Source organism: Finegoldia sp. BIOML-A4 (assembly GCF_009679635.1).
Lineage (GTDB): Bacteria > Bacillota > Clostridia > Tissierellales > Peptoniphilaceae > Finegoldia > Finegoldia magna.
Genome location: NZ_WKZC01000009.1, coordinates 1 through 12,354, shown reverse-complemented (window position 1 = coordinate 12,354; position 12,354 = coordinate 1). Strand labels below are relative to the sequence as shown.

Annotated in this window: 10 protein-coding genes, 1 tRNA gene and 1 other RNA gene; 7 read left to right on the top strand and 5 right to left on the bottom strand. The window is 32.3% G+C overall.

What is annotated here, in order from left to right; genetic code table 11:
* The first annotated feature begins 110 nt into the window (after nucleotides 1-110).
* Together GKG01_RS07120 and ftsH are read left to right on the top strand one after the other, a co-directional pair.
* Nucleotides 111-548 (top strand): MarR family transcriptional regulator, encoded by a 438-nt coding sequence (locus GKG01_RS07120; RefSeq protein WP_035109253.1) that lies wholly within the window; start codon nucleotides 111-113, stop codon nucleotides 546-548.
* A 9-nt stretch (nucleotides 549-557) separates the two neighbouring features.
* Nucleotides 558-2,444, top strand: coding sequence for an ATP-dependent zinc metalloprotease FtsH (gene ftsH / locus GKG01_RS07115; RefSeq protein WP_154271939.1), 1,887 nt, complete (start codon nucleotides 558-560; stop codon nucleotides 2,442-2,444).
* A gap of 60 nt (nucleotides 2,445-2,504) precedes the next feature.
* On the opposite strand, the gene GKG01_RS07110 is transcribed toward ftsH, so the two are convergent.
* The 4 genes from GKG01_RS07110 to GKG01_RS07095 form a co-directional block, all read right to left on the bottom strand.
* Nucleotides 2,505-3,488 carry a helix-turn-helix transcriptional regulator gene (locus tag GKG01_RS07110; protein ID WP_154271938.1) on the bottom strand — a complete coding sequence of 328 codons (984 nt, stop codon included), beginning with the start codon at nucleotides 3,486-3,488 and terminating at the stop codon, nucleotides 2,505-2,507.
* 157 nt (nucleotides 3,489-3,645) lie between these two features.
* The gene (locus GKG01_RS07105) at nucleotides 3,646-4,428 is read right to left on the bottom strand and encodes an Mrp/NBP35 family ATP-binding protein (RefSeq protein ID WP_154271937.1); all 783 of its coding nucleotides are present in this window, start codon (nucleotides 4,426-4,428) and stop codon (nucleotides 3,646-3,648) included.
* A gap of 47 nt (nucleotides 4,429-4,475) precedes the next feature.
* Nucleotides 4,476-6,665, bottom strand: a complete 2,190-nt coding sequence (locus tag GKG01_RS07100; protein ID WP_154271936.1) for an RNA degradosome polyphosphate kinase — start codon at nucleotides 6,663-6,665, stop codon at nucleotides 4,476-4,478.
* Between the two features lies 1 nt (nucleotide 6,666).
* Entirely contained in the window at nucleotides 6,667-7,566 is a 900-nt protein-coding gene (locus GKG01_RS07095; protein ID WP_154271935.1) for an ethanolamine ammonia-lyase reactivating factor EutA, read from the bottom strand.
* Between the two features lie 189 nt (nucleotides 7,567-7,755).
* On the opposite strand from GKG01_RS07095, the gene GKG01_RS07090 reads away from it, so the two are divergent.
* The 3 genes from GKG01_RS07090 (at nucleotide 7,756) to ffs (ending at nucleotide 8,535) form a co-directional block, all read left to right on the top strand.
* Entirely contained in the window at nucleotides 7,756-8,010 is a 255-nt protein-coding gene (locus GKG01_RS07090; RefSeq protein WP_094206893.1) for a GlsB/YeaQ/YmgE family stress response membrane protein, read from the top strand.
* Between the two features lie 171 nt (nucleotides 8,011-8,181).
* A tRNA-Ser gene (locus GKG01_RS07085) sits at nucleotides 8,182-8,272 on the top strand.
* Nucleotides 8,272-8,535, top strand: an RNA gene (gene ffs, locus GKG01_RS07080) — signal recognition particle sRNA large type. Before GKG01_RS07085 ends, ffs begins: the two co-directional genes overlap by 1 nt.
* Nucleotides 8,536-8,789: 254 nt before the next feature.
* Here ffs and GKG01_RS07075 read toward each other — a convergent pair.
* A complete protein-coding gene (locus tag GKG01_RS07075) occupies nucleotides 8,790-10,190 on the bottom strand; it encodes a sodium:alanine symporter family protein (protein ID WP_154271934.1) in 1,401 nt (466 codons plus the stop codon).
* A 438-nt stretch (nucleotides 10,191-10,628) separates the two neighbouring features.
* On the opposite strand from GKG01_RS07075, the gene trxB reads away from it, so the two are divergent.
* Both trxB and grdA read left to right on the top strand, forming a co-directional pair.
* Nucleotides 10,629-11,561 (top strand): thioredoxin-disulfide reductase, encoded by a 933-nt coding sequence (trxB, locus tag GKG01_RS07070; protein ID WP_094206891.1) that lies wholly within the window; start codon nucleotides 10,629-10,631, stop codon nucleotides 11,559-11,561.
* A gap of 172 nt (nucleotides 11,562-11,733) precedes the next feature.
* Nucleotides 11,734-12,210, top strand: a complete 477-nt coding sequence (gene grdA, locus GKG01_RS07065; RefSeq protein ID WP_080545250.1) for a glycine/sarcosine/betaine reductase complex selenoprotein A — start codon at nucleotides 11,734-11,736, stop codon at nucleotides 12,208-12,210.
* The last annotated feature ends 144 nt before the right edge of the window (nucleotides 12,211-12,354 follow it).

Here is a 12,354-nt window from a genome sequence, read left to right as displayed (position 1 = left end):
TCCATAATTTCTATATAATTAACATATATACTGTAATTAGTGGATAACCACTTATGTGTATTTTATTATATCAAAACACATAATATTTTAAAAATTAAATGGAGGAAAATATGGATTACAATTTAATTAACACAGAATTGTCTCAATTGTTGAGAGAAACTTATCGTAAAACAGACGCTTTATTGGCACCAATTTCAGATAAATACGGATTAACTATTATGAAAGTTAAAACTTTATTTGAATTAGGCAAAAATGATGATTTGACTATCGGTGATATCGGAGTTTTAGTTGGTATGGCTGGTGGAAACATCTCTAACTTGTGTAAAGCATTAGAAAAAGAAGGATATGTTTCAAGAAAAAGATCTGAAAAAGATGAAAGAATTGTTACTGTTCGCTTGACAGAAAAAGGTAAGAAAATCATCAACAATATCGTTGAAGAAATTTCTGAAAAATACAAAAAACAAATTAAATTAACTAACGAAGAATACAATAGTATTATCAAAAGTTTGAATTTATTAAACGAAAAATTAAATGTTGAATTAATGTAGTGGCACAATATGAAAGAAAACAAGCAAAATAAGAAGAAGATAATAATTTATTATCTTATAGCTATAGTTCTTTATGCTGTGGTTGCCGGCTTGCTTTTCCCTACTTTTTCAAAAACAAAAGAAGAAGAAGTACCTTACAATAAATTTATCGAAATGCTCGATAAAGGAGAAGTTAAAGAGGTAAAAATATTAGACACTCATATCAATTTCAAAGCAAAAGATAAAAACAACGTCATTTACAAAGCGGGTTTGATTAGAGACGAAAAATTAGTCGATCGTTTATTGGAAAGCAAAGTCCAATTTTCAAGCGACATTCCTAGTAAATATGCACCACTTTTATCAATTTTCTTACAATTTGTCTTGCCATTTATAATAATATTTGGTTTCTTGCAATTAGCAATGAGCCAAGCTACTAAAAAAATGGGAGGCAATGCATTACAATTTGGTAAGAGCAATGCAAAAATTTACGTTGAAAGTCAAACTGGCAAGAAATTTACAGATGTTGCTGGTCAAGAAGAAGCTAAGGATGCTTTGTTGGAAGTTGTTGACTTCTTGCACGATCCAAAAAGATACAACGAAATTGGTGCAGTTTTGCCAAAGGGAGTTTTATTAGTGGGCCCTCCTGGAACTGGTAAGACTTTGCTTGCACAAGCTGTTGCTGGTGAGGCAAAAGTTCCATTCTTTTCAATGAGTGGTTCAGAATTCGTTGAAATGTTTGTCGGATTAGGAGCTAGTAAAGTTCGTGATTTGTTCAAACAAGCAGCAGAAAAGGCACCTTGTATCGTATTCATCGACGAAATCGATGCTATCGGTAAGAGACGTGATACTGCTGGAATTTCTGGTAACGACGAAAGAGAACAAACTCTTAACCAATTATTAAATGAAATGGACGGTTTCAGCGGAAATTCAGGAGTTGTTATACTAGCTGCTACTAATAGACCTGAAATTTTAGACCCAGCACTTACTAGACCTGGTAGATTTGACAGACAAATTCCTGTTGAACTTCCAGATTTACAAGGACGTATCGATATTCTTAAAGTTCACGCACGTAAAATCAAAATCGAAAAAGATTTGGATTACAAGGCAGTCGCTTTGATGACAGCAGGTACAAGTGGTGCTCAATTGGCAAATATAGTAAATGAAGCTGCACTAAGAGCTGTTAGACTGGGAAGAAATATCGTAACGCAAGAAGATTTGATAGAATCTGTTGAAGTTGTAATAGCCGGTCAACAAAGAAAAGGCACAGTTATAACTCCAAAAGAAAAAGAACTTATAGCTTATCACGAAGTTGGACACGCATTAGTTGCTGCAATGCAATCACATTCCGCTCCAGTTACTAAGATTACAATTATTCCTAGAACAAGCGGTGCGTTGGGCTACACAATGCAAGTAGATCAAGAAGAAAAATTCCTCATGAACAAAGAAGAACTATTTAACATGATAGTTACATTAACAGGAGGAAGAAGTGCAGAAGAAGTTGTATTTAACACAAGAACTACTGGTGCTTCAAACGATATAGAAAAAGCTACAAAAATCGCTCGTGCGATGGTCACTCAGTACGGTATGACTGACGAATTCGACATGATGAGTTTGGAAACTACAAACTCAAAATATCTTGGCGGTGGCAATACTTTAGCTGCAAGCGATCATAAAGCAGGACAAATAGATAATAAAGTAGAATCTATAATAAAAGCTGCTCACGAAAAAGCTAGAAATATTTTAACTGAAAACATCGATAAACTTCACGAAATTTCAAAATTCTTACTAGAAAAAGAAACTATCACTGGAGAAGAATTCATGGAAATTCTTAATCTTGAAGATGAAAAGAAATCTGAAATAGATGAAAACACAGTGAAAAAAGAAGAAGTCGATGATACTACAGTTAGCGATTTATAAAAACAAAAACATTCTCTATTTTGAGTTTTGCTCAATATTAGAGAATGTTTTTTTGATTTATTATTTCATTTTATTGTTGAAATGAGATTTTAAGATGAAATAAAATGCCGCAAATAAAACCGCTCCAGCCGCAAAAATCACCCAAGTGATTTCCCATCTGTTCGTATACAAACTAACCGCAAGATATACTGCTGTGATTATTAGCCAGAAGGCTGTAATATATCCGCTCATCTTTTCTCTCAATTTTTTATTTTTCATAGTGTAATCTTCTACTTGAAGTAACATGTTATAACTTGATATCACAGAAAGCTTTTTGATTAAAATATTAGTAGCTACTGATACAATAATTAACAACAATATTACAGACGATAATTGCAATACTTCGCTTTCTGATATAGATACGAGTATGACAGGAATCACACATAATATATACATTATTATCGCAGCGGCTATTGCTTTATTATCTTTTTGTTCTCTTTCTTCCTTTTTCTTTTCAACTAATCCTTTTACGCCATATGATAAATTAAATGATTCTTTTGAAATAAAGTCATATTTTTCAATTAAATTCGCCTTCACTATCAATTTATATACACCAAAAGCAATTATAAGAAATAATACAACAATTCCTCCTATGGCGAAAAAATCTTCGCTCTTAACATTTGTTGTTAACGCTATGATTTGAGATACCAAAACTGCAACAGGAGATATTATGAATAAGCTTATGCTCTCAGCAACGTTATTTGAATATTCTTCGTATGCACTCATAAAATCATTAGCATCTTCTGCGCTAATTATCTTCTTAGCCTCCAACTCTTCGACAGTATCATCCGAATATTCAATATCATCAATTTCATCCTTTAATAAGTAGTCTGTTTTTACTCCAAAAACATCACTCAATTGAATAATCTTATTGATATCTGGAATTGAGTTTCCCATTTCCCATTTCGATACAGATTGTCTGCTAACGCCTAATTTTTCTGCCAATTCTTCTTGAGTTAGATTATTCTTTTTTCTAAGAAGAACTATCTTGTCACTTAATATCATTTCAAACCTCCTTGAATTTTTGTTAATTTAATTTTATAAAATCTTGCAGTTGATTGCTACAAACTTTGATTTGAAATTACGCAACCACCGGTTGCATTATTGATATTTCGGTCATTTATGAAAAAAACTAGCTCGTTTGGAGCTAGTTTAATAAGTTTTATAAAGTTTCTATTTTTTCTGTAATATTTTCCAAATAATTTGTTTCGACTTCACTTATTTTTCCAATCTCAGTTAATTTTGAAATTTCTGGATTAATTGGAAGTTTGCAAACTGTATCGATATTTTCTTCTTCGGCAATTTTATCAACAGTGCTTGTTCCGAAAACTTCGATGTGTTTTCCGCAATCAGGGCATTCCAAGTAGCTCATATTTTCAACCAATCCTATGACCTTCTTACCCATCATTTTCGCCATGTGCAATGCTTTTTTTACAATTATTTCAACAAGTCCTGATGGAGACATCGCCACAACAATTCCTTTAATTGGAATTGATTGAAATACTGTCAATGGAACATCACCAGTTCCTGGTGGCATATCCACAAACAAATAATCTAAATCTCCCCAATTTACATCTTGATAAAATTGTTTAACAACGCCTGCGATTACAGGTCCTCTCCAAATTACTGCATCATCGTCTTTTGGAAGCATCAAATTCATTGAGATAACTTTGATTCCATTAGATGTTGTAACTGGGTTGATGTGACCTTCTGAGTCAGCTGTTGCCTTTTCAGTTAATCCAAAATATTTCGGAATAGATGGTCCTGTAATATCACCATCCATGATACCAACTTTATATCCTTTTTTTGCCATTTCGTTTGCCAATAGACAAGTGACAAGGCTTTTTCCTACTCCACCTTTACCACTTACTATTCCAACGATGTTTTTTATATTACTTCCTGTATTTGATTCGATCAAAAAATTAGGAACTTTTCTTTCTGTCATAATTTCACCCCATTAAAAATTATACCTAAATATTCTCACATAATTTATTAATGTGTCAAGTTTTTGAAGAAATTCTTAATTTTATCGAATAAATTCATTCTTTTATTATCATTATTATCTTGAGTTATAGAATTACTAGATTTTGAATTAATAACTCTACTCTCATTGTTAAATTCTGATTTTTGTTTTTCAGCATTCTCTTTTGCAATTTCTATCAATACTTCTTGAGCATTTTTATTATCAGTATTTTCAACTTTTGAGTATGATTTATCAGGATTTAATTTTCTGATTTTAGTATCATCAGCAAACATAATATCCATGAAATTCAATATTCTGCTCTTAATAAAATCATCGTAAATTGGAACTGCAACTTCCACTCTTTTTCTAATATTTCTAGTCATAAAATCTGCTGATGAAATGTATACTTTGCAATTTTCAGCCTTACCAAATTGATAAATTCTATGATGTTCCAAAAATCTTCCTACTACTTGATAAACATTGATGTTCTCAGTTTTATCTTTTATACCTGGAACCAAACAACAAATTCCTCTCACCATCAAATCAATCTTTACTCCTTTGCAAGAAGCCTTGGAAAGTTTGTCTATTAATTTTCTGTCTGAAATTGAATTCATTTTGATTCTAATATAACCATCATCTGAAAACTTAGCCTTTTCAATTTGTTCATCGATTAATTTATCAAGTCCAACCTGCATAGAATGAGGGCTAACCATCAAATGTTTGTACTCACCATTCAAATTCCCTAACAAAAAATTATCGAAAAGCGCCTTAGCATCTGCACCAATTTCATGTCTAGTTGTCATATACGAAAAATCCGTGTATAGTTTCGCTGTTTTTTCGTTATAATTTCCTGTACCAATTTGTGTGATATACGAAATCTTGTCATCTTTAATTTTAGTAATCAAACAAACCTTAGAATGACACTTGTAATGGTCAAATCCGTAAATAATTCTACAACCAGCATTTTCTAATCTAGATGACCACAAAATATTATTTTCTTCATCAAATCTCGCTCTCAATTCCATAAGAACCACAACTTCCTTGCCATTTTCGGCAGCTTTTATAAGAGCTTTAGTGATTTCAGAATTTTTTGCCAATCTGTAAATTGTTATCTTAATTGAAACTACTGACTCATCTTCAGCAGCCTCATTCAAAAGTCTTATAAATGGATCGATGGATTCATAAGGAAACGAAAGGAACAAATCTTTATCGTAAACTTGCTCGATAACCGATTTTTCTTTTGATATCATCGAAGAATCTTGTGGAGAAAATTCTTCATACGTATATTTTTGAATTACATCCTTTGGCATATCGTATACCAAATCAAACAAAAATCCACATCTCATCGGACTTTTTGTCACAAACATACGATGTTCTGTCAAATTTAAGTTTTTCAACAAAAATTCTTTAGTTTCATCATTTGGAAATTCGTTAATTTCAAGTCTTACAGGTCTCAATCTTTTTCTGAGTTTTATCATCTTTTTCATATATGATCTGTAATCATCATCAAATTCCAAATCCTCGTCATCGTATTCGATGTCTGCATTTCTAGTTACAGACAAAATGTATTTTGACTCACATTCGTAATTATCAAATATTTCTTGACCAAACTCTCTGATAACATCTTCAATAAGTACAACTCTTGTGTCAGATAATTTTACATATCTTTTAATTTTATCTGGAACTTGAATCAATCCCATAAATTGTTTCTTACTCTTAGACTGAGAAGTCAATTGAAACAATACTACAATTGCCAAATTAGGAATTTGAGGGAATGGATGAACCCTGTCTACTATTTGAAAGCTAAGAATAGGGGCAATCGTAGAATTGAAATAATAATACAATATCCTTTTTTCTCTATCATTGAGTTCATCTATTTTACAAATATTTACATTTTCTTTTTGTAAATCTTGTTTTAAATCTTCATAAACAGAATCTTTTTTCTCATATAACTTTTTAGATTCATCCATAATACAATCTAATTGCTCTTGTGCATTCATCAATGATTTATTGTCTATAACCTTCTTTTTCATATCATTGATATCAGTAAGACTACCCACTCTAACCATGAAAAACTCTTCAAAGTTAGTATCAAATATTGAGAAAAACTTCAATCTTTCAAATAATTCCACGTTCTTTTCTGATGCTTCTTCAAGAACTCTTTCGTTAAATTTCAACCACGATAGTTCCCTATTTTGCGTAAACGAAATATCGTACATTTTATCCCCTTCCTAAAATTTTATTATAAACAAAACCTTCCCTAACTCCAGTCATGCTAATTCTAATAATATCGGCATAAAAATATTTAGAAATTCTATACAAAATAATCATTCCTGGAATTAATGTGTGAACCCTATCCGCCTTTACCTTTAAAATAAGTTTCATTTTTTCTCTATCAGGCATACTCATGAGTGTATTAATCAATTTTTTTAGTCCATCCATAGTAATAATCACATTACCAGACTCTTTGTCATAAATTTCATTGTATAATTTGAGACAAGCACGAGCAGTTCCTCCGACCGCACACAAGATATCGTGTTGTACTCTGTTGAGATTATTAGAAGCAAGCATTAATTTGATATCATCTTCTAACAGTTTCTTCTCATCATTTGTCATGAACAAATTTTTTGAAAAATTATCGAAAGCTACAAGCGATCCGATATTTAAACTTGAAGTTCTAACAACTTTTCCTTGTTCGAAAACTACTATTTCGCTACTTCCTCCTCCTATATCAGTAAGAATTCCACTTTTTGAATAAATTCCCGCACCTAAAAAAGACAACTTTGCTTCTTCTTCTCCGCTAATCAACTCAATATCAATTCCAACCTCTGTCCTTACCCTTTCAATTATTTCACGTCTGTTAGAAGAATTTCTAATTGACGCCGTAGCAATTGCAAAGGTTTTTGAAATATCTTCGAAATTTGATATTAAATTCTTGAATTCATTTAATGTATTGATTAGTTTTTGAATGCCGTGCTCATTCATGACTCCTTTTTCAATGAACGATGCTAAAGATGCTGTGGACTTTTCATTAAAAAGATTTTTGACAGAATCTTTAATCACCTTATATACTGATAATCTTATTGTATTTGAACCTATATCTATGACTGCATAAATCATTAATAACACCTCTTTATTTAATTTTACTATATATTATCTGTTTTTCTAAGTGTTTTACAATAAATTATCAAATTGTTTACGTTAATTTTACAATTTTCCCAATTATTTTTACAATCTATGTTTAGAATTGCAAAACCGAGGGTATAAATTAAACTGTAAGAGATTATGACCAATAAGGAGGTATTATATATGGGAATTTTATCATGGATTATAGTAGGAGCATTAGCAGGATGGATAGGATCTAAAATAACTGGTAATGATGCAAGCATGGGAGCAGGTGCTAACATTCTTTGCGGTATTGTCGGAGCTACAATCGGTGGCTGGATAATGAGTATTATCGGAAAAAGCGGAGTAAATGGATTTAATATTTACAGCATCCTAGTTGCAATTTTAGGTTCAGTAATATTATTATCTATTATTAATGCTATTAAAAAGAGAAAATAAATTGAATTTTATGTAGTATGTCAACTAAGGCATACTACTTTTTTTGTTTCCTCTAATACGGTAATTATTATAATTATCTGCTTGATATTTTAAAATTCTTGTATTATTGTTAACTATGTAAAAATTTGACAAATGTTAATTATCATATTATAATTTAACAATACGATATCTGGAGAGTTGTCCGAGTTGGCCGAAGGAGCATGATTGGAAATCATGTAAACATTAACGTGTTTCAAGGGTTCAAATCCCTTACTCTCCGCCATGCACTAGATGGGGAATTAGCGATGCCCTGTAACCTGCAATCGCTACAGCAGGATCGAATTCCCGAGCGCGGGATTAAAAGTGTTGGTATGAACTTAAAAAGTGGTGTTGAGAAGTGGGTCTCACGCAACAGGAACCTGTGAACCTGGTCAGGATCGGAAGGTAGCAGCCATAAGCAGTTATTTCTGTGTGATGTGAGGGTGCCTATTTTGAGCTAACTATTAAGAATCGCCTCCGCTTTTTCTAACAGACTCGGGTGTGCTTACATATTTACCAGATTTATCTGGTAATTTTTTTGCATTTTTTTAAATACAATTCACTTTTTAATTTTCTTGTTTAATTTTAAAATTTTAAATATTTACTTTTTTTAATTTCCATCTATTTTCTCATATTCCAGATCAAATTCTTATCATTTTACACAAAACAAACTACATTTATTCTTCAATAGAATTTTAGGAAAATAAAAAACACCACTTTCGTGATGCTTTTTATCTCTTATAAATAAATCTTGACTTATTTTATAATGAACCTTCTTTACCATTTGTTTCATAATGCAAGCTCATATTTTTTACGTGTTTATGAAGCATAATGATAGCAATAATGTTTGGTATAACCATTAATGAGTTTGTTAAGTCTGCTGTGTTCCATACTAAGTCTACTTCTTGTAAAGAACCTGCAATGATACATAACAATACTAAAATTCTGTATGGCCACAAACCTTTATGACCGAATAAGAATCTGATGTTTGTTTCACCAAAGTAGTACCAACCAACTATTGTTGTAAATGCGAAGAATCCTAATGCAACTGCAAGTAGAACTGTACCACCTGTACCAAATGCTCTTGTGAAAGCTTCTTGAGTAACCAATGCTCCGTTCAAGCTTGTATCTGTCCATGCACCTGTTACTAAAATCATTAAAGCTGTTACTGTACAAATAACAATTGTATCGATGAATACACCAACCATAGCTGTGTAACCTTGTAATACAGGGTGAGCTACATGAGCTGTAGCGTGAGCATGTGGTGTAGAACCCATACCAGCTTCGTTAGAGAACAATCCTCTACCAACACCTTTTGCTGCTGCTGCCTTAATTGTGATACCTAATGCACCACCAAGAGCTGCTTCTGGATTGAAAGCTGCTTGGAATATAAGTTTAAATGCAGGTCCAATTTGATCATGGAACTTAACCATCATTATTATTGCTGCAACGATATAAATCAATGCCATGATAGGAACTACTAATTGAGCAAAGTTTGCAATTCTCTTAATACCACCAATGAATACTCCACCTGCTAAAACTGCAACTACTATACCAACAATTATTGGGTTAAGGTGTCCGCCTGCTCCTTCTACTGCTGCTACAACACTTGTTGCAATTGAGTTTGATTGAACTATATTTCCTACAAATCCTAATGCAATTACTATTAAAATTGCAAATGCTACTGACATTACTTTTGCTAATCCAGGATGAGTTGGTCCAATACCATTTTTAATGTAGTAAGCAGGACCTCCGACGAAGTTACCTTCATCGTCCTTTTCTCTAAATTTTTGTGCTAAAACTGCTTCGGCATAGATTGTAGCCATACCTAATATTGCTGCAAGCCACATCCAGAATATTGCACCTGGACCACCTGCCATGATTGCTGTTGCAACCCCTGCAACGTTTCCAGTACCTACTTGTGCTGCTATAGCTACTGCTAAAGCTTGGAAAGAAGATACTCCTTCATCTTCAGATTTCTTTTCTTTTGAGAAAACTCCTCCAAAAGTTTGTTTAAATGCTGCGCCTAATTTTCTAAATTGAACGCCTTTTGAATAGATTGTGTAGAATATACCGCAACCTAAAAGTGCAATCAATAAAATGTTGTTACTTAGAAAACTGTTGATGGCCACTATGGTATCGTTTAATGCTTTTTGATCCATAAAATTTCCTCCTTAAATTTTTTGAGATACTTGAAAACCTTTATTGTGATTATACTATGATACAACAAATCTTCTCTCAAATTTGCCTCTGTCAAGCATTTAAAATCTTATATCCTGGATTATTCAATAAATTAATGCTAATGCTTGACTAAGTAAATCTAACCAAATCACTTATGAAAATCTTTTCATATCTCTTACTATTATTATACTATGTTTTTAGTAAAATGCAATAACTTTACTAAAATTTTTATTATTTTACAGACATTTATTGTTTTATTGTAAACTAACTGCTATATTATGCTAACGACTTAATTGTTACATTTTTGTTATAATTATTTTTTAACATTAACTAAACGCTTAATAGTGATTTTTTTGACCTTTTATGATATTATTATTTATAGAGTTCTTACTCAAAAGAAATTTAAGGAGTGAATTTACATGTATGATTTAATTATTATTGGTGCTGGCCCTGCTGGTTTATCAGCTGGTTTATACGCTGCACGTGCTAAAATGAACACATTGATAGTTGAAAAAGAAAAAACTGGTGGTCAAATCACTACTACTGATTCTATTGAAAACTATCCAGGTGGAATTGTTGGAGAATCTGGCCCAAGCTTAATCAAAAAAATGGCTGACCAAATCGACAACTTCGGTCTTGAAATTAGAAGAGCAGATGTTGTTGACGTTGATTTTTCTGACAAAGTAAAAAAACTTACATTAAAAAATGGAGATGTATTAGAAGCTAAATCAGTTATTATAGCTACTGGTGCTGCTCCAAGAAAATTAGGATGCCCTGGTGAAAAAGAATTCACTGGTAAAGGTGTATCTTACTGTGCAACTTGTGATGCAGATTTCTTTACCGACCTAGAAGTATTCGTTGTTGGTAGTGGTAACTCTGCAGTTGAAGAAGCTACTTACTTAACAAAATTTGCTAGAAAAGTTACTTTATTAGTTAGAGGCGATCACTTGAAATGTGATAAAACTGCTGAAGACGAAGCAAAAGCTTGTGATAACTTATCTATGAGATTTAACACTTCTATTAAAGAAATCAAAGGTGAAGGAATCTTGGAATCAATCGTTATGGTTGACAAAGAATCAGGTAACGAAGAAGAATACCACTGTGACGAAGATGACGGAACTATGGGTGTTTTCGTATTCGTAGGTACAATCCCTTACTCTGATGTATTCAAAGGTAAAATCGAATTAGATGATTACGGATATGTTTTAGCTGACGAAGAAATGCACACTAACGTTGAAGGCGTTTATGTAGCTGGTGATGTTAGACAAAAAACTCTACGTCAAGTAGTTACAGCTGCTGCAGACGGCGCTATCGCTGCTACTCAAGCTGAAAAATATGTAGATAAATTCTAAATTTCATTTATTGAGATTTTCTATAAAAGAATTGCAGATTTCCGCTGTGAAATTTGCAATTTTTTTTTATTATGATATTATAATGATGTCAACGAACGATAGGCGTTCGATTGTGGTAATTTCATTCTTATTAGAATGAAAAATATATTTTAAAATACAGAAAGGATGTATTATGGGTTTTTTAGAAAATAAAAAAGTTATAATCATTGGAGACCGTGATGGAATTCCAGGTCTTGCAATTGAAACATGTGTAAACACAGTAGAAAATACAGAAGTAATTTTCTCAAGTACTGAATGCTTTGTCTGAACTAGCGCAGGAGCTATGGACTTAGAAAACCAAAAGAGAGTTAAAGACTTCGCTGAACAATACGGAGCTGAAAACGTAGTGGTTCTTCTAGGTGCCGCAGAAGCTGAAGCTGCAGGTCTTGCAGCTGAAACAGTAACAGCAGGTGACCCAACATTCGCAGGCCCATTAGCAGGCGTTGAACTTGGATTGTTAGTTTACCATGTTGTTGAAGAAGAATGTAAAGAACAATTCGATGCTGACGTTTATGATGAACAAGTTGGTATGATGGAAATGGTTCTTGACGTTGATGAAATCGCTGAAGAAATGAACGATATCAGAAGCGATTATTGTAAATTTTTATAAAATCTAACATTTCACTTAAAGTGAATATTCTTCTTATTATTATTTAAAAAGAAAACAGCCTTTAATTTGATGTGTACCCATAAAACTGGACACAATATTTAATTAATTAGTTGTAGTGGATGCTAACCTATACTTTGTAGGTGG

Bases quoted from the DNA above. Each gene is read 5' to 3' on its own strand.
- GKG01_RS07120 (WP_035109253.1), top strand. From the start codon at position 111: ATGGATTACAATTTAATTAACACAGAATTGTCTCAATTGTTGAGAGAA.
- ftsH (WP_154271939.1), top strand. From the start codon at position 558: ATGAAAGAAAACAAGCAAAATAAGAAGAAGATAATAATTTATTATCTT.
- GKG01_RS07110 (WP_154271938.1), bottom strand. From the start codon at position 3,488: ATGATATTAAGTGACAAGATAGTTCTTCTTAGAAAAAAGAATAATCTA.
- GKG01_RS07105 (WP_154271937.1), bottom strand. From the start codon at position 4,428: ATGACAGAAAGAAAAGTTCCTAATTTTTTGATCGAATCAAATACAGGA.
- GKG01_RS07100 (WP_154271936.1), bottom strand. From the start codon at position 6,665: ATGTACGATATTTCGTTTACGCAAAATAGGGAACTATCGTGGTTGAAA.
- GKG01_RS07095 (WP_154271935.1), bottom strand. From the start codon at position 7,566: ATGATTTATGCAGTCATAGATATAGGTTCAAATACAATAAGATTATCA.
- GKG01_RS07090 (WP_094206893.1), top strand. From the start codon at position 7,756: ATGGGAATTTTATCATGGATTATAGTAGGAGCATTAGCAGGATGGATA.
- GKG01_RS07075 (WP_154271934.1), bottom strand. From the start codon at position 10,190: ATGGATCAAAAAGCATTAAACGATACCATAGTGGCCATCAACAGTTTT.
- trxB (WP_094206891.1), top strand. From the start codon at position 10,629: ATGTATGATTTAATTATTATTGGTGCTGGCCCTGCTGGTTTATCAGCT.